Annotated in this window: 14 protein-coding genes and 1 pseudogene; 6 read left to right on the forward strand and 9 right to left on the reverse strand. The window is 65.3% G+C overall.

The genetic code is table 11. The annotated features are described in order from the left end of the window. Nucleotides 1-8 precede the first annotated feature (8 nt). Genes A7X12_RS12980 through A7X12_RS12995 form a run of 4 tightly spaced genes read right to left on the reverse strand, consistent with a single transcriptional unit; the run spans nt 9 to nt 7,134 of the window. Nucleotides 9-1,184 (reverse strand): DUF885 family protein, encoded by a 1,176-nt coding sequence (locus A7X12_RS12980; RefSeq protein ID WP_064312026.1) that lies wholly within the window; start codon nt 1,182-1,184, stop codon nt 9-11. Further along, the gene (locus tag A7X12_RS12985; protein ID WP_064312027.1) at nt 1,184-4,978 is read right to left on the reverse strand and encodes a LamG-like jellyroll fold domain-containing protein; all 3,795 of its coding nucleotides are present in this window, start codon (nt 4,976-4,978) and stop codon (nt 1,184-1,186) included. The genes A7X12_RS12980 and A7X12_RS12985 overlap by 1 nt, the downstream gene beginning before the upstream one ends. Nucleotides 4,979-5,004: 26 nt before the next feature. Beyond that, entirely contained in the window at nt 5,005-6,291 is a 1,287-nt protein-coding gene (locus A7X12_RS12990) for an MFS transporter (protein ID WP_064312028.1), read from the reverse strand. 39 nt (nt 6,292-6,330) lie between these two features. After that, complete coding sequence (locus A7X12_RS12995; RefSeq protein WP_064312045.1) at nt 6,331-7,134, reverse strand: 2-keto-4-pentenoate hydratase; 804 nt, start codon at nt 7,132-7,134, stop codon at nt 6,331-6,333. 132 nt (nt 7,135-7,266) lie between these two features. On the opposite strand from A7X12_RS12995, the gene A7X12_RS13000 reads away from it, so the two are divergent. From A7X12_RS13000 to A7X12_RS13030, 6 genes are all read left to right on the forward strand, one after another. Continuing rightward, nucleotides 7,267-8,295 (forward strand): LacI family DNA-binding transcriptional regulator, encoded by a 1,029-nt coding sequence (locus A7X12_RS13000; RefSeq protein WP_064312029.1) that lies wholly within the window; start codon nt 7,267-7,269, stop codon nt 8,293-8,295. 254 nt (nt 8,296-8,549) lie between these two features. Continuing rightward, nucleotides 8,550-9,392: a 5-dehydro-4-deoxy-D-glucuronate isomerase gene (gene kduI / locus A7X12_RS13010; RefSeq protein WP_064312031.1), complete on the forward strand. Its 843-nt coding sequence runs from the start codon at nt 8,550-8,552 to the stop codon at nt 9,390-9,392. A gap of 42 nt (nt 9,393-9,434) precedes the next feature. Next, nucleotides 9,435-10,190: a 2-dehydro-3-deoxy-D-gluconate 5-dehydrogenase KduD gene (gene kduD, locus A7X12_RS13015; RefSeq protein ID WP_064312032.1), complete on the forward strand. Its 756-nt coding sequence runs from the start codon at nt 9,435-9,437 to the stop codon at nt 10,188-10,190. Between the two features lie 65 nt (nt 10,191-10,255). Next, a complete protein-coding gene (locus A7X12_RS13020; protein ID WP_064312033.1) occupies nt 10,256-11,761 on the forward strand; it encodes a carboxylesterase/lipase family protein in 1,506 nt (501 codons plus the stop codon). 297 nt (nt 11,762-12,058) lie between these two features. Further along, nucleotides 12,059-14,965 carry a TonB-dependent receptor gene (locus A7X12_RS13025; protein ID WP_232318499.1) on the forward strand — a complete coding sequence of 969 codons (2,907 nt, stop codon included), beginning with the start codon at nt 12,059-12,061 and terminating at the stop codon, nt 14,963-14,965. A gap of 58 nt (nt 14,966-15,023) precedes the next feature. Further along, the gene (locus tag A7X12_RS13030) at nt 15,024-16,013 is read left to right on the forward strand and encodes an alpha/beta hydrolase (RefSeq protein WP_232318500.1); all 990 of its coding nucleotides are present in this window, start codon (nt 15,024-15,026) and stop codon (nt 16,011-16,013) included. Nucleotides 16,014-16,350: 337 nt separating this feature from the next. Here A7X12_RS13030 and A7X12_RS13035 read toward each other — a convergent pair whose 3' ends face one another. The 5 genes and pseudogenes from A7X12_RS13035 to A7X12_RS26270 all read right to left on the reverse strand — a co-directional run. Next, a complete protein-coding gene (locus A7X12_RS13035; protein ID WP_064312035.1) occupies nt 16,351-17,016 on the reverse strand; it encodes an FABP family protein in 666 nt (221 codons plus the stop codon). A gap of 161 nt (nt 17,017-17,177) precedes the next feature. Then, nucleotides 17,178-18,080 carry a CheR family methyltransferase gene (locus A7X12_RS13040; RefSeq protein ID WP_198162028.1) on the reverse strand — a complete coding sequence of 301 codons (903 nt, stop codon included), beginning with the start codon at nt 18,078-18,080 and terminating at the stop codon, nt 17,178-17,180. Nucleotides 18,081-18,105: 25 nt separating this feature from the next. After that, nucleotides 18,106-18,588, reverse strand: a complete 483-nt coding sequence (locus A7X12_RS13045) for a chemotaxis protein CheW (RefSeq protein ID WP_064312036.1) — start codon at nt 18,586-18,588, stop codon at nt 18,106-18,108. Beyond that, on the reverse strand, nt 18,585-20,594 hold the full coding sequence (locus A7X12_RS13050; protein WP_064312048.1) for a methyl-accepting chemotaxis protein: 2,010 nt from the start codon (nt 20,592-20,594) through the stop codon (nt 18,585-18,587). Before A7X12_RS13050 ends, A7X12_RS13045 begins: the two co-directional genes overlap by 4 nt. Continuing rightward, nucleotides 20,580-20,879 (reverse strand): annotated as a pseudogene (locus A7X12_RS26270) (hypothetical protein); the annotation flags it as partial. The gene A7X12_RS13050 and the pseudogene A7X12_RS26270, both read right to left, overlap by 15 nt. Nucleotides 20,880-21,041 lie beyond the last annotated feature (162 nt).

The following is a 21,041-nucleotide window of genomic DNA, read 5'->3' on the forward strand; positions in this document are numbered from 1 at the left end:
GTCCGCTGCTAAAACTGCTCCGTCCGCCTGCGGCCGTTTCGCAGCAGTATCGAATGGAAGCCCGGCCATTTGGAGCAGCTATGGGGACGGCAGGCCCCGAGGCGAAGGGGTACCCATGCCTCGGCCGCCCGGATCGCCGGCTCTTTTGTGATGCGGGTGACGTCGGCGGCGAACGGCGCGAAATAGGCCGGTTCGCCCATCGAAGCCCGAATATCGGCAAGGGCCTGTTCCGGCGCCTCGCCGCGGGCGTGTATCGCGATGTCGGCCAGCCCGCGGCAGACCCGGAACAGCAACCAGTGGAGATGGCCCAGCATGTCGAGAGGATCGGCGAACAGCCCGTCCTCGGCCATCAGCATTTCCGCATAGATCCCCCAGCCTTCGGGAAAGGCCGCGGCATAGCGGAGCCGAAGCGGGTGGGGGGCTGCGCGCGCCTCCAGCGGCATCTGCGCCATATGGCCTGGCAACAGCTCGTGTGCGACGACGCTCGGCAGCGAGAAACGCGGTCTCCGGCGTATTTCCTTGAGGTCGACCACATAGCTGCCGCGGATGCCCATGTCCGGCAGGATGCGGTAGCCGCCCTTGCCCGCAGCGATCTCGCGAGCGTCCAGTCCACGCACCTCGACGCGCCGACACGCGACCGGCAGCATGCCGATCAGGCGCGGCAGCCTCGGGCGGATGGTGGCGAGCGTCGCGCGCATGGCGTTGATGGCGGCGGCGCGACCCTCTTCATCGTCGGGGAAAAGGTTGCGAGGGTCCCGCCACAAAGCTTCGAAGCGCGCACCGACTGATTTGCCCGGGACGGCAAGCTGATCGAGCAACGCGGCTGCTTGCGCGACCAGAGCGCGATGCGCAACGTCGAGATCGCGCGCGACGCGTTCGAGCGTGGCGTCGTTCCCGGCAATGCGCTGAACCTGGAAGGCAAAGCGCTCTGCCGCGTCCAGGGTGCGCTGTTTGAGCGCGAGGTCCACGCCGAGACCGGCACGTGCCGCCGCCAGATCAAGGCGTGCCCCGGTTGACGCTGCGACGTTTTCAAACCGGGAGAGCAGCGCAAGGGCGCGGTCGGGTGGTAGCGTCGCGGCCGCATCCAGTGCGTGTCGGACGTCAGCGTCCTGGTGCGCCCATGCCCGTGTCGGCATCATGGCCGCTGCGCCGCCGCCGGCAAGGAAGTGGCGCCGTGAGAGCATCACCGGCGTTTCGGGAGTGCGACGCGGTTGTTGAGGCGCGTTACTTCCGGCGCATCGTGCGGAAGCGCCACCTCGACCATTGCGGCCCCCTCGACCGCAGGCAATCGCACCACGACCGACCGGGGGCGAAGATCGGTTGGCGCGGCGATGGCTGGGATCGGCGCGGTTGCCAGTACCGCACCGCCGGCCGTGCGGAGGGTAACCGTGCCGCCCTCCGTGGGCTTTGCCCCCAGGCTATGCACCGTAACGCGCAGCTCGTTGGCTGCCAGCGCCACATCGTCGATGCCGATGCCAAGATCCGGCCGCTGTTCCACCGGGGTGGCGGGTGTCGCCAGCGCGAAGTCGTAAATGGTCGTGCCGTGCGGCGCGAAGACGACATTCGTGCCGAGGCTGCGCTCGAGCGGCACGATGGCGGCGGCGCCGTCCGCGACGCGGGTTTTACCGCCGTCCCCGCTTGTCGAACGCTGCATCGTCCAGCTGCCGGCGGTAACATTCCAAGCGGTCATCACCGCGTGCTGCGGCCGATCGGTACGATTATAGGCGATCACGCGAAACCGATCCGGCGTCGCGCCGGGTACGAGGATCGCGACCTGCTCGCCGGCGCCGGCTTCCGCAAAGCGCCACGACACGCTGTTGCCCGGCCATGTCTGGTTGCGGCGCAGGGCGATGCCGCCCAGTCGTTCACGTTGCAGGATCTCGTTGGGTTGTTCGACCCGATCGGACCACCAATGGCCTTCCGTGTACAGATATTCGTGCTGCGCCTTGTCGGCGATGGCGTCGGCGTGCAGCCGTTCGAGCGCGGCGACGTCGCCGGTCGCGTCCCAGCGGGTGTAGAGGGAGAAGGGATCGGATCGATCGCTGCCGACGATGTCGGCCCGCAATTTCGCGCTGCCGGGAAGGGCAGTGAACGCATTCTCGTTGAACTCTGCCACCACCGCTGGGCCATTCTTGGCGATCCGCGCCTCGATCGGGCGGAGATATCTGGCGTCGCCCGTGAAGCGCCACGCGCTCCACGCCGCCTGCAAGGGCGTGGTGACACCGCCGCCATCGCCGACGCGCTCGGCATCGGTGCCCCAGTTGATCTCGTTGGGAAAGCTCCACCCGCCGCCCACCTCCTGCCGGCCATGGGCGAGCCATCCGTCCATGACGCCCGTGACGAGCCCGCGTGCCTTGGCATTGCCGTTGTACAGCCCGATCAGGATCGGCGCGTGCATCACCGTGAAGCTGTACGGCTTTTGCCAGGCCCAGGCAGGATCGCGATACATCTTCCGGCCGCCATACCAGTTGGACGCGAAATGCAGATGGCCTGCGGGGTTCTTGAGGATCACGCCTTGCAGTGCGCGCGTCGTTTCCATCAGTCGCTCGACGGCCTTGGGCTCGCCCCAGTTCAGGTACAGCCGCTCGGCGTCGGCGTTCAGGCCCTCCTCATAGGCGTGCAATTCGTCGGTAGTGATGGTTCCCAGGCCGTTGGTGTGCATCCCGCTCGCATACGCCGCGTCCGAAAGCGCGCGGAGCGAAGCGTTGATCTTGTCCGGCTCGATGCCCATCAGCGCCAACCCCGGCCATTGCTGGGTCAGGTCGGTATCGTCGGAAATGCCGCCGCCGAAATCGCCGTAGGGCACCTGGCGCTCGTCGATCCACCAGTCGACGAAGCGGCGCACGTAGCGGAGGTCCTCCAGCTGGCGGAATGCCCAGAGCGGCTCTCCCGCATGCGGTACTGGCTGGGTGAAGGCGGGCAGGTTTTCCGGTCGATAATTGATGTCGGCCCAATAGGTTCGCGCCAGCTTGTTCTCCGGGTCGACCCGCAGCAGGTCCGTCATGTCGGCGAAGAGACGGCGATAAAGCGCCATCCGCTTCGACGCCGTATGCTCCTCGACGAGAAACGCCCAATTGTCCTTCACCTGGTTCAACCGATCGGCGACATGCTCCGTCATCGCCTCTGCCCGCGGTTTGAAGACCAGCCGGATTCGCGTGCTATCCAGGCTGGCGGCGGAGAAGGCAGGATCCGAGGCTGCGATCGAAAGATACAGGCTGTCCTGCGGCAAGATCCGATCGCGCAGGTCGAGCCAGAGCGTGCGTTTCTCCCCCGGGCGGACGGAAACGGTGAGGTCGATCATGTCACGCTCTGGCCAGACAGGATCCTTGATCCGGATATCGAGCGCAATCGGCTGGGCCCCTGGCAGGGGCGGCAGGTCGATGGCGATCCCGTCCAGACCATCATGGATATTCTGCCAGCCATAATCGAAGGCCCGGGCCACCGGCTGATCGGGTGGTGCATCCCCGAGGCTGGCGGGCACCAGAATGTGGACGATGGGGGCCATCCCTTTCGCACGTTCCACCTTGCCGCCGCCGCCCGCCGCGCCGGCGCCCACTGCGGCCTTCACGCCAGCGGTCGGCATCGCGACGACGGTCGCACGTTCATCCCAGGCATATCGGCCCGCGATGAAGGCGTTGAGCGGCATGAGCGCGGCAAGCGTTGGCGCCATGTCCGACCGGATGGTGTAATCAAGCGTGAAGCTCCCGGTCGGCTCAGCGCCCGCGCCGATGTCATAGGCCCAGAGTTCCTGGATCGGCTGTTCCTGCATCACATTGGTAAAATGCAGGACGCCGCCGGTACGCGGCGCGAATTGGTCGACGCTGCGCACCACTCCTTGCGCCCGCTTGGCTAGCACCAGTTCCTTGCCCTGATCGCTCCAGCTTAGCGTGCCATAGGCGGCACCGCGCAACTCCACTCGATTGAAGCGCGCACCCGCCGGCACCGTAAGATCGTAGCGCTTGCCGCCTTCGACATAGGTGTTCCAGTCGGGCAACTCGAAATAGTCATCCCGGCCGGGCAGGCGCGAGCGGTTATAGACGCCGGGCCAGGTCGTCTCGGCAATGCCGTCGATACCCTTCCACATCCATTGCTTCAGGTCCTTCGCGTCGGCGAACTCCACCTTCCGAACGCGGGTGACGGGCGCATCAAGCACGGGGGGCAGCGTCTTGTCCCAGCCATAGCGGTGGAGCCAGGCACTGCGCTCGGCGACGGGATCGGATGCGGGCACGGGACCCGGCTCGGACTTGGCGGCAAGTCGGGCGATGTTTTCCGCCGAGAGCATCCGATCATAAACACGGATCTCGTCCACGTCCGATCCGCGCATGAAGCTGTAGCGGCTCTGCACCTGATGCGGGGCCATGACGCGACCGGCAAGCCCGAACTGATCGAGCCCGGAATCGAGGTCCGCGCGTTGATCCTTGCGGGCGACTTCGCGCCCGTCGACATACAGCCGGACGCCCCGTGTCTCGTCCCAGGTGAACGCAATGTGCTTCCAGGCTGCAGGATCGGGCAGGCGGTCCAAGCGCCAGGAGACGCGGAGTCGCGAAAGATTGGCGTCGGTGACGAAGGCATCGAATCCGTGGCCGTTCCAGTCGATCCGCAGGAACGCCATGTCCCAGCTCGTATGGTCGGCGAAGCCGGCGCGGAAGAGAACGAAGGGCACCTCGCCTAGCGGTTCGCGCGCTCGCCAGAAAAAGGAAAGCGTGCCGCGCGCCGCGCGCATGTTGCCGGGCGCCTTCCATGCGACATAGCCATCGTCCGCCCAGCGTGCCGCGCCGCCGATCGCACCATCGGGCACGATGTCGACATGGGCCCGGAAATTGGGGGCGGGGTCGCCCCGGGCGAAATCGGCGTCGAGCGAGGTGTCGGCGGATGCTCGGAAGAGCAGGCTGGCAGCCGCATCCATCTGCGCCTGCGCCGGCGAGGAAAGGCAGCCGACGGCCAGGGCGATCGCGGACGTGAAGGGGCGGGTGGGCATGGCGGCGATCCTGTCCTGCAGGCGGCTCAGATTCTGTCGACGCGGGCGAGACGCGGGCTCAGCAGATGGACCACGGCGACCGCGAGCAGATAGACGCTGCCCGCGACGGCGAAGATGATGGTGTAGCTGCCGGTCGCCTCCAGGATATAGCCGGTGAACTTGGCCATCATCATTCCCCCGATCGCGCCCACCGTGCCGCCAATTCCGACCACCGACCCTACCGCCGCGCGCGGAAACATGTCCGACGGAATCGTGTAGAGGTTGGCGGAAAATGCCTGGTGCGCCGCCGTGGCGAGCCCGACGATGGCCACCGCGAGCCAGAGATGGTCGACATATTGGGCGAAGAAGATTGGCGTCACCAGGATCGCGCATGCCAACATCGTCCATTTGCGAGCGGCGTTGGCCGTAAAGCCGCGCTTCATCAGCCGCGACGAGGACCATCCGCCGGCGACGCTGCCCAGATCCGAAATCAGGTAGATCACGATCAGCGGCGGGCCGAAGCTGACGAGATCGAGATGATAGGTCTTGGCAAGGAAGTCGGGCGTCCAGAAGAGGAACAGCCACCAGATCGGGTCGATGAGGAACTTGCCCAGCGCATAGGCCCAGGTTTCGCGATAGCCGAGCAATTTCAGCCAACCGATCTTGCGGACCGGATCGGGCGTGTCGCTTTCGATATAGGCCAGCTCGGCTGCCGAGAGCTTGCTGCTTTCGCGCGGACGGCGATACAGCATCACCCAGGCCACCAGCCAGACCAAGCTGGCCACGCCCGTCACGATGAAGGCCATCCGCCAGCCGAAGGCGATGGTGATCGCCGGCACGATCAGGGGCGTGGCCACGGCGCCGACATTCGCGCCCGCATTGAAGATGCCCGTGGCGAGTGCGCGCTCGCGGGCGGGGAACCACTCGGTGACGGCCTTCAGACCGGCAGGAAAATTACCGCTCTCGCCGACCCCCAGGATGAAGCGGGCGACGGAAAACTGAAAGGCGGAGCCGACGAAGCCGCAAAGCGTGTGACCGATCGTCCAGATCACGAAGGCGATCGAATAGCCGATCCGCGCACCGACCCAGTCGACCAGCTTGCCGAAGCTCAGATAGCCGATCGCATAGGCTGCCTGGAACCAGAAGATGACGTCGGCATAGGTGGTCTCAGACCAGCCGAGCTCACCCGAGATGGTCGACTTCAGCACCCCGATCATCTGGCGGTCGACATAGTTGATGGCGGTGGCGGCGAACAGCAGCGCGCAGATCACCCAGCGATACCGCCCGACCTTGCCCGCCGCGGCCGTGACCGCCGGCGCCTCTCTGCTAGCCATTGGTCCCTCTCTCCTATGTGCGGCCTCTTTTGCGGGCCGTTACTGTGCCGCGATCGTACAGCGGATCGAAAGCCGTGCGTCGAACCGCGCTTCCACCCGATCGCCGATCGCGACCGGATGCACGCCGGTTACGGCGCCGGTCGAAATCCACTGGCCGGGCGTGACGGCGATCCCACGCGCCGCCAGATGCTCGAAGAGGAAGCGTGCGGCCCCGAATGGCCCGTCGAGCATGTCTGCGGCGAGGCCGAAGCCGATCTCGGCGTCGTTGATGTACAGCGACACCGGCCAACGGTTCAGATCGATGTCCTGCCATCCCGCGACAGCGGCACCCACGACCAGGCCGTTGTTGTTGCCGAAATCGGAAATGGTGACCATCGGGCCGTGATCGTTGATGCCGGCGAAAGGCGAACTGGCGATTTCAATGCCGACATGCACCGCATCGATCAGCATGCGCGCCTCGTCCATGCTGAAGCGGCGCTGTGCGGGGTCCGGTGCACGGCCGACGCGCAGTAGGAATTCCGCCTCGGCGGCCCCGAACCCGTTGGCGAAGATCGGCATGGCGGCACCGTCTTCGGCTTTGATCTGATCCGCGAAGATAGGTCCGGCGAGCCGGTCCACGCCGCCGATGGGCGGATTGATGCGCCCGACCTTCCAGCCCGCAGCATGCTGGCCGACCAGCGCCAGCGCTGCGTCCTGCACCGCATAGGCGGCGGGGAGATCGGGCGGGATCGGCCCGGGAAAGGCGGGAAGGGGAGACGCCGTCCGCCGCGCCTCAACGAACGCACGCGCAATCTGCGAAATATCGCTATTCGGCTCCACCGCCGGCCCTCTCACTATCGTCATCGCTATGCGATCGGTATGGGAAACCGGTGTCATTGGCAAGTAGCCGCCGCGCGCGATCCGACGAAAATCCGGCGCCGAAACGCGCGTCGCCGGGGCTGGCGAGATCGAGCCGAGCGCTTTACACCCGGGTCCATGCAGAAGACCGGGCAGCCGACGATCAACGATGTGGCGCGGGTCGCCGGTGTGTCGAAAAAGACCGTCAGCCGGGTGATCAATCGTTCGCCGCTCCTCAACGAGGACACGCGCAAGCGGGTCGAGGATGTCATCGCGGGACTGGGCTATATTCCCAACCCCCAGGCGCGGGCCCTGGCGCTGCGACGGAACTTCCTCATCGGGCTTGTCCATGACAATCCTAACGCGCAGACCGTGATGAACGTCCAGCAGGGGATGCTCGAAGCGCTGCATGACACCGAGTTCGAGATGGTCGTACGCCCGCTCAACCGGGGCTCGGCCACGATGCTGGAGGATCTGCGCCATTTCCTTGAGCGGCAGCGGCTGTTCGGCGTCCTGCTCATGCCGCCGATCAGCGAGAACGACACGGTGGCGCAATTGTGCGACGATATCGGCTGTCGCTACGTCCGCATGGGCTCGGCAGCGTTGGACACGCCCGAGCATATGGTGGCGTCCAACGATAGAGAGGCGGTCCGCACCGCGGTCGCGTATCTGATCGAGCAGGGACATCGGCGCATCGGTCTGGTGTGCGGTCCGCATGGCTTCCGGTCTGCGCGCGAGCGGCGGCTGGGCTTCGAGGATGCGCTGGTCGATGCCGGTATCACGCTGCCGCGCTCGTTGATCGCGGAGGGCAATTACACGTTCGAATCGGGGCTCGTGGCCGCCGAGCGGCTGCTGGATCTGGTGCCGCGGCCGAGTGCGATCTTTTCCTCAAACGACGAAATGGCGGCGGGTGTGATCCACGCAGCCCGCCAGCGCGGCTTGGAAATCCCACGGGACCTCTCGATCATCGGTTTCGACGATACGCCGATCGCTGCGCATGTATGGCCGCCGCTGACGACGGTGCGTTGGCCGATCGCGTCCATGGCGCGGTCTGCCGCGCTCAAGCTGATAGCGGGAGGGATGGACGAGGAGCCGGAGGTGGAGGAGCCATCGCTTTTCCTTTCGACCCTTATCCGGCGCGCCTCCGTCGCAAGCCCGCGAGAATGAGGCTTTTGCGCGGCGGGGTTGCACAGATTCCTGACACCGGTTACCAATTCATCCGCGCCGCGCAGGGGCGTATCGAGAGGATCGTCATGGCCGGGGCAACGCCCGTCATCGCTGCATCATTGGTGCGAAGCCGCAACGGCACTTGGCTGCCCGGTCGCCGGGCGGCGTCGATCCGGTGCCACGTCGGTTGGCGCGGCCGCCTGACCGCCTGATCCCCCCGATTGCCCGCGCGCAAGATTTCGAAGGAGTATCCCATGTACGACCGGACCTATTACGCCACGCACCCGGACATGATGGAGTGCGTGAGCAATGAGGAATTGCGCGACCGCTACCTCATCTCCGACCTGTTCCGCGATGGCGAATGCGTGCTCAACTACACCCATGCCGATCGCTTCGTGATCGGTGGAGTCGCCGTGAAGGACGGCGACGTGAAGCTACCGGCGCAGACCGAGCCGAAGTCGGCCGAGGGCCACCCATTTCTGGAGCGACGCGAGCTCGCGATCGTGAATATTGGCGGTGTAGACGGTAGCGTTACGGTGGACGGGGAGACGTTCCGGCTCGCCAACAAGGACTGCCTCTACGTTACCATGGGCGCCAAGGACGTGACCTTTTCGGGTGCGGGCGCACGCTATTATCTGGCCTCCTGCCCGGCGCACCGGGCGTTCACTACCCGCAAGCTCGGCATTGCCGACGCCAATGCGCTGGAGCGGGGCAGCGTAGAAGAATCGAACGAGCGGACGATCTACCAACTCGTCATTCCGGGCGTATGCGACAGCGCGCAGCTTGTGATGGGGCTGACCGTCCTCAAGCCCGGCAGCGTGTGGAACACCATGCCGCCGCATGTCCATGAACGGCGCAGCGAGATCTATTTCTACTTCGAGCTCGACGATCTCGAAAAGGACCGTGTCATGCACTTCATGGGCGAGGGGGAAGCGACCCGCCACATCGTGATGCAGAACGAGGAAGCGGTGATCAGCCCGCCCTGGTCCATCCACATGGGCGCGGGCACGAAGTCCTATGCCTTCATCTGGGCGATGGCAGGCGAGAACCAGGATTATACCGACATGCAGGTGCTGGACATCTGCCAGCTGGCCTGAACAGCGCTTCCCCCGCATCCCACCGGGGAATGAGGAACCGACATGACCAATCCTTTCGACCTTACCGGCCGCGTGGCTGTCGTTACCGGCGCCAACACCGGGATCGGCCAGGCGATTGCGGTGGCGCTGGCCGCAGCGGGCGCCGACGTCGCGTGCGTTGGCCGCACGCCCGCCGCGGAAACCGTCGAGAAGATCACCGCGCTCGGCCGCCGCGCGGAGGTGATCGCCGCCGACCTCTCGACCATCGCTCCGGTGGGGCAGGTCGTCGACGAAACCATCGCGCGGTTCGGCAGGCTGGACATTCTGGTCAACAACGCCGGCATCATTCGCCGTGCCGATGCGCTGGACTTCACCGAGTCCGATTGGGACGCCGTGATTGATACCAACCTGAAATCCGTGTTCTTCCTCAGCCAGGCGGCAGGGCGGCACATGGTCCGGCAGGGCAGGGGGCGGATCATCAACATCGCCTCCATGCTGACCTTCCAGGGTGGTATCCGGGTGCCGAGCTACACGGCATCCAAGTCCGGGGTGGGCGGGCTTACCAAGCTGCTCGCCAATGAGTGGGCGAAGCATGGCGTGACGGTGAATGCCATCGCGCCTGGCTATATCGCGACCAACAACACCGCAGCGCTCCAGGCGGATGCCACGCGCAACGCGGCGATCCTCGATCGCATCCCCGCCGGGCGTTGGGGGGAGCCCGGCGATCTGGGTGGCGCCGCCGTCTTCCTTGCCTCCGATGCCGCCGCCTATGTGCAAGGCCATATCCTGGCGGTGGACGGCGGGTGGCTCGCCCGGTGAACTCGCCGGCCCCCGGGCTTGCTGCGGGCTGGACACGGCGCGGAGCGATCAGCGCAGGGGCCGCGATGCTCATCGCTTCAACCGCCCACGCGGCACCGTCCGGCGCAGTCAGGGCCGCGGCAGGCGACTTTCTCGGTACTTCGGACCGGGGCGTTCGGGCATTTCGGGGCATCCGCTACGGGACCGCGCCGCGATTCCGCGCGCCGGTCGCCTTCGCCGCGCCCGGCCGGCAATTCGCAGCGGATCGGTTCGGGCCGGTGTGCCCGCAACGTGGCCCCTACGACCCGCAGGATGAGGACTGTCTCTACCTGAACATCTGGACGGCGGAGGCGAACCCCGGCGCGCGCAAGCCAGTGATGCTCTATATCCATGGCGGCGCCTATTCGAACGGCAGCGTCACCGACCCGCTCAACGACGGTCAGGCGCTTGCCGCTCGCGGCGACGTCGTGGTGGTCACGGTGAACCATCGCCTCAACGCCCTCGGCTATCTCTATCTCGCACGATTCGACTCGCGCTTTGCCGATAGCGGCAATGCGGGGCAGCTGGACCTGATCCTCGCGCTGCAATGGGTGCGCGCGAACATCGTCGCATTCGGCGGTGATCCGGATCGGGTGCTCGTTTTCGGCCAGTCGGGCGGCGGCGCGAAGATCGCGACGATGATGGGCATGCCCGCGGCACAGGGGCTGTTCCAGCGTGCTGCGACGATGAGCGGCCAGCAGGTCACCGCCTCCGGCCCGCTCCATGCCACCGAACGGGCGCGCGCCTATCTGGCGGCGCTCAGGCTCTCCGAGCATGATCTGTCCCCGTTGCTAGAACTGCCGGCGGCGCGGCTCGTCGAGGCGCTGGCGGCGCAGGACCCGATACTCGGCGGCGGCCTGTATTTCGGGCCGGTGCTCGACATGAAATGGCTGACCCGCCATCCGTTCTGGCCCGATGCCAACCCGCTCGGCAACGCGATCCCGATGATGCTGGGCAATGTGCGCGATGAAACCCGCGCCTTTCTGTCACCGGACTCCCCGCTGGTGCGGACGCTCGACTGGGATAACCTGGCCGCGCGCATTGCCCCGGAACTGAAGATCGACATCCTGCCAGAGTGGGTGGTGGCGCAGTATCGCGGGCGGGTTCCCGACTGGTCTCCCGTCGAGATATTTTACGCCGCGACCACCGCAGGCCGGAGCTGGCGCGGGCAGGTGATCGAAGCCGAGGCGCGTGCGGCCGCCGGGGCGCCCGCCTTCGTCTACCAGGTCGACTTCTCCTCGCGCACGGACCCGAGGCGCGGCGCCTTCCACACGATGGACATCCCGCTGGTATTCGGCACCCTCTCGGCGAAGGGCTCGCAAACCGGCACCGCTGCCGACGCGCGCGCCGCCAGCACCGCCATGCAGGACAGCTTCGTCGCGTTCGCCCGAACCGGCGACCCAAACCATGCCGGCCTGCCGGTCTGGCCGCGCTACGAGAACGAGGCGCGCGCGACCATGGTCTTCGACACGGACGCACATGTCGAAAATGATCCTCGACGCTGGCAACGCGAACTGTTCGCGCGCGTGCCCTACATACAGCCGGGCACCTGATCGGGGGCAGATCCGTCTGCGATCCCGGGCCGCCTGAGACCTTTGACGATCCCGACGACGAGACCGGCACAGCGCGGTTGGACAACGTGCATTTGTCCTGTTGACACCGGTTACCTAACTGCGCCACAAAAGTGAAGGAAGCAGCGGGCGAAGACCTGCAGTTCCGGGGAGGATCAATGAGACGCTCGTAGAATCGCGCGCAGCAACCCTCCTCACCACGGGTTCGATGCCGATCGCGCACCACGCGCTCGATCGGTTTCAGAATGGACCGTCCTGCCGGGGCGAAGGGAGAGAGAGATGGCTGAAGGTTTGGCGCGGCTCGAACAGGCACGCATGCTGCATATGCGGGGAGTTTCGGCAGGCGCATTGATCCTGGCTCTGGCAACACCGGTGGCCGCGCTGGCCCAAGTCGCGACGGAGGGCAGCCAGACGGCGCCATCGTCCGCAGCGGATGCGGCGCAGGTCGACGCCACCAATGCGGACATCATCGTCACCGGCTTCCGCCGTTCGCTCGACGCGGCGCTCAACGTGAAGCGCGATTCCGTCGCCGCGGTGGACGCGATCGTCGCCGAGGACATTGCCAAGTTCCCAGATCAGAATCTTGCAGAATCGCTCCAGCGTATTCCCGGCATCTCGATTCAACGCGACGCAGGGGAGGGCCGTGCGATCACGGTGCGTGGTCTGGGCGCGCAATTCACGCGCGTACGCGTCAATGGCATGGAAACCGTGGCGACGTCGACCGACGGGGCCAGCGCCAATCGTGACCGCGCCTTCGATTTCAATGTATTCGCTTCCGAGCTCTTCACGTCGATCGTCGTCCATAAGACGGCCGAAGCCTCGTTGGACGAAGGTTCGCTGGGGGCCGTGGTCGACCTGAACACCGGCAATCCGTTGGCGGGGAAGAGCGGTTTTACCGCCGTGGGTTCGGCGCAGGCAAGCTATAACGATCTCTCCAAGAACTGGCGTCCGCGCCTCGCCGGGCTGCTGTCCTGGAAGAACGATGCCGGCACCTTCGGTGCCTCGGTGTCGGCTGCCTACAGCAAGACCAACAATCTGGAGCTCGGCAACAATACCGTCCGCTGGGCGCAGGCACGCTTCGATTCGGTGGACGGCACGCCCTGCTTCTTCAACAGCGCGACCGGTTCGACGCCCGTGCGCAATAGCGGCGGCACCTATCGGCCGAGCGCCGCCTGCGACCAGGCGGCACTCGCCTTCCACCCGCGCATCCCGCGCTATGGCGAGGTCCGCCATGATCGCGAGCGGCTGGGCATCACCGGCAGCGTTCAGTTCGCGCCAACCGATGCGACGAAGATTTCGATCGACGGCCTCTATTCGCGCTTCAAGGAAACGCGCGAGGAAAAATGGGGCGAAGTGCTGCTGCGCTCCAACGAGCGCTCGATCGATCTGCTGAACCCGACCTATGACGGCAAGGGCAACATGGTGTCGGCCACGCTCAACGATGCTTGGGTGCGCACCGAGCACTATCTCCGCCAGTCACAGACCGAGTTCTACCAGATCGGGGGCAGCTGGGATCAGGATGTCACCGACCGGCTGCGCTTCACGCTGTTGGGCGGCGTTTCGAAATCCGATGCGACCATCCCGGTAGAGACGACCTTCGTCTTCGACAACCGCACGGCCCGGAATTACAGCTATGACTATCGCAACATGTGGCAGCCGAAGTTGACGTTCGGCACGAGCGTGACCGATCCGGCCAACTTCCAGCTCGCTGAAATCCGCGATCGGCCCTCCAGCGTCGTCAACAAGTTCCGTACGGCGCAGCTGCGCGGCGAATGGGACGTGGCGGACGGGTTCCAGCTGAAGGCTGGCGGCGTGTATCGCCGTTTCGAGTTTGACTCGCTTGCCTATACCCGCGACGCGGTCGTCTGCCCGACCAAGACCAGCGCGGCCACGGACGCGGTGCTCGGCACCGTGACCTGCTCGGGATCCGGCCAGGTTTTCGCGCCGGGCGCGGTGTATGGCTATCCGGCGGCGGGCCTTGGCGAGACGTTCAATCTGGGCCAGGCGGGGCAGCCTGCAGGCACCACCAGCACGTTCCTGATCCCCAACATCGATGCCTCGGCGAAATATACCGGCCTATATGCGCGGCCGCTGGCCGTGGATGCGGGCAATGTCCGCAACGTCGTGGAGGCGGTGAAGGGCGGCTATCTCGAGTTTGACGTGAGGGGCGAGCTGTTCGGCCTTCGCTACGCCGCCAATGCCGGCATGCGCTATGTCCGCACCGACCAGACCTCGACCGGCCTCAACAACGGCCAGTCGGTCACGGTGAAGCGCAACTATGACGACTGGTTGCCGGCGCTCAACGTGGCGCTGTTTCCGACCGAGAAGGTGATCCTGCGCGGCGCGATCTCGAAGGTGATGACCCGCCCGACGCTGGGCAACCTGACGCCAGGCGGATCGGTGGACGGGTTCAACTACAGGATCAGCTTCGGCAACCCGCAGCTCGATCCGTTCCGCGCGACCTCCTACGATCTCGCCGCCGAATGGTATTTCGCGCCGCAATCGATCTTCTCGGTCGCGCTATTCAAGAAGAATGTAGACAGCTTCCCGGTTTCGGTGACCACGTCGGGCACCTATGCATCGACCGGGCTGCCCCTGTCGGTCATTCCGCCCAGCTCGCCAGCGGCATCGAGCCCGGAGGGGCAGCTCTGGCAGATCAGCACGATCACCAATGGCAAGGGCGCCTCGCTCAAGGGCATGGAAGTCTCGTTCCAGACCGCCTTCCGCTTCCTGCCGGGGTTCCTCAAGAATTTCGGTGCGATCGCCAACGCGACCTTCATCGATTCGAGTGCGGCCTACACGCAGAGCGGGCCTTCGATCACCCCGGGCGGCGCGCTGGTCGCGGTGACGCGGACGGTGACGCTCTATGGACTGTCCAAGCGGGCGTATAACGGCACGCTGTATTACGAGGACAAGAAGTTCAGCGCGCGCGGCTCGGTCAGTTACCGCGGGCCATATATCGACGGTGGATCCGGTACCGGCAATGTGTTCGAAGGCTATAATTCATCGATCAACGTCGATGCTTCGATCCGGTACAAGATAACGCCCAATGTCGAGGTGTCCATTGAGGGTACAAACCTCACCGACGATTATCGCGATCGCTACACCGATCTCGATGCGAACCGGAACTATGAGTATAATCATTTCGGGCGAACCTTCCTGATCGGCGCCCGTTTCAAGATGTGAGCCGGCCCGGCTTAAGGCATTTCGGGCCGTTGGAAGGACAGTTCGGACGATGAGGGGAATGGATCGCAGGGGTGCGCTGATCGGCACGCTGGTCTTGGGCCTCGGCGCTAGTGCTTCGGCGCAGACCGCGCCCCCCAGGGGGACGGGGCCGTCCCAGTCCGGTCCGCCGGATCCGCGCGAGACGATCGATCTCTGGCCAGACGGTGCGCCGGGCATGCCGGTGGAGGTGCCGGTGGAGACCGTAGAGGAAAGAAGCCGCGATCCAGGGGTGGCGGATCGTGCGGTCCACGGTGTCGCGCGACCGCGGCTGGCGGTGTTCCGGCCGCAAAAGCCAAACGGCACGGCAGTGCTGATCTTCCCGGGCGGCGGCTATCGCCGCATCGTGATCGACAAGGAAGGCTATGAGACGGCACGGTGGCTGGTGGGGCATGGCTATACCGCTTTCGTGCTGTTCTACCGGCTGCCGGGCGAGGGCTGGACGGCCGGGCCGGACGTTGCGCTTGCAGACGCGCAACGCGCGATGCGTATCGTCCGCGCTCGCGCCGCGAACTATGGCATTCAGCAGGGGCGGATGGTTGCGATGGGCTTTTCCGCCGGCGGCCATCTGTGCGGCGACCTGGCGACGCGTTTCGACCTGCCCCTGTATACGGCGATAGACGATGCCGACCGGCTGTCGTCGCGCCCGGATGCGGCCGCGTTGCTCTACGCGGTGCAGTCGATGCGCGCGCCCCTGGCCCATGCCGGTTCGCGCGAACTGCTGCTCGGCGGCAACGCCGGCGCAGCGCTGGAACGCGCGCACACGCCCGCGCTGCACGTCACGGATCGGACACCGCCCTGCTTTCTGGTCCATGCCGAGGATGATGGCACCGTTCCGGTCGAGAATACTCTGGAGATGCGCGCAGCGTTGAAGGCGAGGGGAGTATCTGCGGAAACCCACCTGTTCGCGCAGGGCGGGCACGGCTTTGGCATAGGGCTGGCGGCGGGCAAGCCTGCCGCCGCCTGGCCCGAACTTTTTCGGCAATGGGTGCTTTCGCTCGAGCTGGCTTGACAGATCACCGGTCGCACCTCGGTCGGCGTCGACCAGGAAATGCCCCGCGCGGTCGGCGCGCCCGAATTCGGGGTGCGCGCATATCTCGAAAGCACCGCGGGACCACGCTTGCGGACCGCCCCCGTTGCCGGCCGCCGCTCAGGCGCAAGAATCTTCCCGCGCGTGCCGCTGCGATCGCGGTGGTCGTCCCGTGACGCTGGGGGTGCTTGGCCCCCGTGTCGTGTGCTGCGCGGCTATGAACCGGTAATCGCGCGGCATTCGGTGGGATCTGCGCCGTCCTGCGCTTTCCATGGCGCCGTCAAACCCGATGGCCGCCTTCCGCGCAGTCCAGGCAGCGTCATGTCCCGCCCGACACCGCCGCCCGTCGCGCAAGGATCGCGGCCCAGGGATTGGGGCGCGGGTCGCCCGTACGTCTCAGCGTGTTCTGGTCCTGGTGCCGGAAGGGCGCTTCCTGCCCTTCCACCTTTAGCTCCGTGTCGGTGACATAGCTCCACGTCCCATCGTCATGGAAGGTGAGGGTGATGCGGTAGCTGTCGGTGCGAAACGCCTGCTCCAGAAACGTCGTCGAGCAGATGCCATAATCGGTAGCGCCACGGCGCGACAACACGACGATTTCGTCCGCATCCGGCGTGGCGAAGCCCGATGCCAGCGCGACCTGCCCGCGCGGGATCGCCAGCGTCTGCAATACCAGCCCGGTAGCAGGCTCCCACAGCCAATAGCCCAGCTGATCGTGGAAGGTGATGTCCTCTTCCTCGGTGGTGATGTGGATGTGGTAGCGCAGGCCATAGAAGAGCTGCGGGCCGTTCGCCTGGGGGTCGATCGGCTGGAAATCGATCTTTTCGATGAACACGCGGCGCTCCGGACCCTCGGGCTTGGGTGCGAGATCGACGCCCTTGCGCGCTTCCCAGCGTCCAGCGAGCCGGCGCAGCGGTCCCAGATTGGCGAGCGTATCCGGATCGACGTTGGTGGGCTCGGTGAAGATGTCGCGCGTGGCGGGGATCATGGCTGCTGTCCTGCTAGGGCTTCGTCCGCGATCCGCTCGCGGCGCTGCTCGATCCCAGGGTATCGCGTTGCTCCAGCTGCGCACCTATATCTTGGTATTGGCGACATCCTTCCGGCATGGACGCGACTTTTGGGGCCCGCTGACCTGTAGCTGCGGCGGGGTCACACCGCCTGGAGCGCCGATGCCGCGACTTGGCGGCAGCCGCGAGCGACGCCGGTTCGCTGGAAGACGGTGCTGGAAACGGCTTCGATGGGCAGGTCCATGCCGTGCACCGATTCGGCATGGCCCAGGAACAAATAGCCGTTTGGCGAGAGGTGTTCGATCAGTTGCGAGACGACCTTCTTCTGCGTGGGCTTGTCGAAATAGATCAGGACATTGCGGCAGAAGATGAGGTGCATCGGTTCGCCCACGGGATAGGCGTCGTCCATCAGGTTCAGCCGCGCGAAGCCGATCGCGCTGCGGAGCTCGGGCGCGATCCGCGCTTCCCTGCGATCGGGGTCGCTCGGCACGCGAACATAAGCGCGGCGCATTGCTGCCGGCACCGGGTCCAGCATCTCGATCGGATAGATGCCGGCACGCGCCGTCGCAAGCACCTCGGTATCGATGTCGGTGGCAAGGATGGCGTAGTCGGGTCCGCCGCAGCGCCTGGCATGATCGTCCAGCACCATGGCCAGCGTGTAGGGCTCGGGCCCGGTGGAGCATGCGGCGCTCCACGCGCGCACTTTTCGTACGCCCTGCGCGGCGAGGGACGATAACGCCGTTTCGACCAGATAGTCGAAATGGCCGGGCTCGCGGAAGAAATCGGTCTTGTTGACGGTGATCGCGTTGATGAGCAGCGGCGTCTCCGTCGCCAGATGGCCGCCGCAGAACAGATGGTCGATATAGCCGTCCAGCGTATCAAGCCCGATCGTCTGCAGCCGCCGCCGCAATCTACCTTCCAACATCGTCTTCTTGGTGTCGGGCAGCCGGATGCCGATAGTGTCGTACAGATATTGGGTGAGCCGCGCGAAGTTGCGCGAGTTCAGTCCATCCCTGGAAGCGGAAGAAAGGGCCGGGGCAAACATTGTCGCATACTCCCGATCAAGGTTCTCAGGCTGCATCTGCCTGGGATTCGAGCTCGGCGGCATCTTCGGCGGAAAAGATCTTGCCGATCTCGACCAGCACGACGAAGCTATCCGCGCGCCGGAATACGCCGCCGATATAGTCCGAAGGCCAGCGCACGCCGATGTCGGGTGCGCCTTCCAGCAGGTCTGCAGCGATGCTGCACACTTCCAGCACGCGGTCGACCACCAGACCCAGCATCAGCACCCGGTTGCCCACCGGCACGTCGACGACCAGAATTCTGGTGGTCGACGTCGGCACGACCGGCGGCAGGCCGAGCCGGAGGCGGAGGTCGATGGTCGTCACGCCTTCACCGCGCATGTCGGTAAGGCCCAGCAGATATTCCGGCCCGTTGGGGATGCGGAAGGTCTCGCGATAGTCGAGGATCTCGCGCACGAACGAGACCGGCACCGCGAACACCTCGGCACCCAGGCCGAAGGTTACGATCTGGAGCTCGGCCTTGTCGGTCATGCCGCCTGCACTCCGAAATCGGCATCGCCGGTGTCCGGGCCGCCGCTGGTGAGATCGAGCGCGAAACCGTGTACGCGCGCCTGCTGCTCGGCAACCGTCGCGGGGCGGCGCAGCGACTTCTGTGCCTTCTGTGGCTTCGGGGCAGACCGGCCGCGTGCTGCCCTGGGAGCCTCGCGCAGGCTGTCCTGCATCTGAAAATAGGCGATGCTGGCCTGGAGTTCTTCCGCCTGGGCGGCAAGCTCCTCCGAGGTGGTCGAAATCTCTTCCGATGCACCCGCATTCTGCTGGGTTACCTGGTCCAGCTGCTGGATTGCCTTGTTGATCTGGACTGCGCCGATATCCTGCTCTCGGCACGCGGCGCTGATTTCGGCAACCAGTTCCGCGGTGCGGCGGATATCGGGTACCAGCTTGCGCAGCATCTCCCCGGCCTCCACCGCGGACTTGACGGTTTCCGAGGATACGGAACTGATTTCGGCGGCGGCACCCTGGCTGCGTTCGGCAAGCTTGCGTACTTCGGAGGCGACCACCGCAAAGCCACGGCCGTGCTCGCCAGCGCGTGCGGCTTCCACGGCTGCGTTGAGGGCAAGCAGGTCGGTCTGACGGGCTATCTCCTGAACGATACCGATTTTCTCGGCAATCGTCCGCATCGCGCCCACGGCGCGTTCCACCGCTTCTCCGCTGGTCTCCGCCGCCTGCGCCGACTGACGCGCCATCTTCTCGGTCTGCACGGCGTTCTCGGTATTCTGGCGGATGTTCGCGGCCATCTGCTCCATCGAGGCCGAGACTTCTTCCGTGGCCGCGGCCTGTTCGGTCGCCCCCTGGGACAACTGTTCGGAACTGGCTGAAAGCTCCTGGCTGCCGGAGGCAACCTGCTCGGCGGAGGTTCGGGTATCGGCGATCACCGCGCGCAGGCGGTCCACCATACGGACCAATGCCATGCCGAGGGTGTCGCGATCCGAAAGTGGCTTGTGTTCGACGGTAAGGTCGCCATCGGCGATCCGGTTCGCCAGATCGGCGCTCAACCGCAGATTGTCGACCAGCAGGTTGACCGCATCCTTCATGCGGCGATGGTCCCCCTCGCATGCCAGCTCTACCCGCTCCCTCAGATCGCCGGCGCTGACCAGGGACAGGACGCGATTGCCTTCCGCGATCGGCAGCAGGATTGCGTCCAGCATGCCGTTGATGCCGGTGATCAGGGCTGCGAAATCGCCGACGAAGCGCTTGTGGTTTCCGCGTTCGCCGAGCTGGCCGGAGGTCGAGGCGGCGATGAGCTGCTGGATTTCCTCGGTGATCTCCCGAAGATTCAGGCGCAGCGTCTCGACAGTGTCATTGATGAAGGCTTTTTTGCCGGGGAATTGTTCGAGCGGTGCGTCGAAGTTGCCCAGGCCAAATTCCTTGATGCACGCCATTGCCTTTTTCTTCACGGCAATGTGACTTGCTACCATGTCATTGACGCCCTGCGCCATGATTGCGAAATCGCCGCGGAACTTGTTGGCGGGAACGAAGACGTCGATGTCGCCCTTGTCGTGTTCGGCGGACATGTGCTTCATTTCGGAAATGAGGCCCTTGAGGTTGCTCCGAAGCGTCTCGACCGTATCGTTGATGAACGCCTTCTTGCCGGGAAGTTGCTCCATCGGAGCGTCGAAATTGCCTTCTCCGAATTCCTTGATGCATGCCATCGCCTTTTTCTTCACGGCGATGTGGCTCGCGACCATGGCATTGACCCCCCGCGCCATGGTCGCGAAGTCGCCGCGGAACTTGTCGGCGGGGACGAAGACGTCGATGTCACCCCTGTCGTGCTCGGTAGACATATGCTTCATCTCGGTGATCAGGCCCTTGAGGTTGCTCCGGAGCGTTTCGATCGTATCGTTGATGAAGGCCTTCTTGCCGGGAAGCTTTTCCATGGGCGCTTCGAAATTGCCTTCGCTGAACTCCCTGATGCAGGCCATGGCCGATTTCTTGACGGCGATATGGCTGGCGACCATGCCGTTCACCCGCTTCGCCATGATGGCGAAGCTGCCCTGGAAATTCTCCGCGGGCAGCGTCACGTCGATATCGCCTCGCTCATGCTCTGCCTGCATCTGGCAGATATTGTCGTTGAGGGCGGTCACCGGGCGGATGACCTTGTCCAGCAGCTGGTTGATCGCGACGAGGACCTCGCGGGTCTGGCCCTGCGCAAGCGAGAGATCGGCGCGCTCGGCGATGTCTCCCCGCGCCATCGCGCTGTCGAGGCGGGTGATTTCGGCGGTCAGCTTCGTATAGGACACGCCGCTGAAAATATTGATCGACATGACAAGGCTTCCTTTTGGCGATGTACTGCGAAGGCGAAAGGTTCTGATCGGCTTTCCGCAATATCGAGGGTGGTTTTTGGTTCAGATGTTGGGAGCAGATGGCTGCGCGCTTCGGTTCATGCTGCGACCTTTATCGGTCGGCCATCGCCGAGGTGCGCGGCG

Origin of the sequence: Sphingomonas sp. TDK1 (genome assembly GCF_001650735.1) — a bacterium.
GTDB lineage: Bacteria > Pseudomonadota > Alphaproteobacteria > Sphingomonadales > Sphingomonadaceae > Sphingomonas.

What these genes read in the sequence shown, in the direction of transcription:
- A7X12_RS13050 (WP_064312048.1), bottom strand. Translation starts at nt 20,594, where the DNA reads ATGGCGAAGCGGGTGAACGGCATGGTCGCCAGCCATATCGCCGTCAAG.
- kduI (WP_064312031.1), top strand. Translation starts at nt 8,550, where the DNA reads ATGTACGACCGGACCTATTACGCCACGCACCCGGACATGATGGAGTGC.
- A7X12_RS12985 (WP_064312027.1), bottom strand. Translation starts at nt 4,978, where the DNA reads ATGCCCACCCGCCCCTTCACGTCCGCGATCGCCCTGGCCGTCGGCTGC.
- A7X12_RS12980 (WP_064312026.1), bottom strand. Translation starts at nt 1,184, where the DNA reads ATGCTCTCACGGCGCCACTTCCTTGCCGGCGGCGGCGCAGCGGCCATG.
- A7X12_RS13020 (WP_064312033.1), top strand. Translation starts at nt 10,256, where the DNA reads ATGCTCATCGCTTCAACCGCCCACGCGGCACCGTCCGGCGCAGTCAGG.
- A7X12_RS13025 (WP_232318499.1), top strand. Translation starts at nt 12,059, where the DNA reads ATGGCTGAAGGTTTGGCGCGGCTCGAACAGGCACGCATGCTGCATATG.
- A7X12_RS13030 (WP_232318500.1), top strand. Translation starts at nt 15,024, where the DNA reads ATGGATCGCAGGGGTGCGCTGATCGGCACGCTGGTCTTGGGCCTCGGC.
- A7X12_RS12995 (WP_064312045.1), bottom strand. Translation starts at nt 7,134, where the DNA reads ATGACGATAGTGAGAGGGCCGGCGGTGGAGCCGAATAGCGATATTTCG.
- A7X12_RS13045 (WP_064312036.1), bottom strand. Translation starts at nt 18,588, where the DNA reads ATGACCGACAAGGCCGAGCTCCAGATCGTAACCTTCGGCCTGGGTGCC.
- A7X12_RS13035 (WP_064312035.1), bottom strand. Translation starts at nt 17,016, where the DNA reads ATGATCCCCGCCACGCGCGACATCTTCACCGAGCCCACCAACGTCGAT.
- A7X12_RS13040 (WP_198162028.1), bottom strand. Translation starts at nt 18,080, where the DNA reads ATGTTTGCCCCGGCCCTTTCTTCCGCTTCCAGGGATGGACTGAACTCG.
- A7X12_RS12990 (WP_064312028.1), bottom strand. Translation starts at nt 6,291, where the DNA reads ATGGCTAGCAGAGAGGCGCCGGCGGTCACGGCCGCGGCGGGCAAGGTC.
- A7X12_RS13000 (WP_064312029.1), top strand. Translation starts at nt 7,267, where the DNA reads ATGCAGAAGACCGGGCAGCCGACGATCAACGATGTGGCGCGGGTCGCC.
- kduD (WP_064312032.1), top strand. Translation starts at nt 9,435, where the DNA reads ATGACCAATCCTTTCGACCTTACCGGCCGCGTGGCTGTCGTTACCGGC.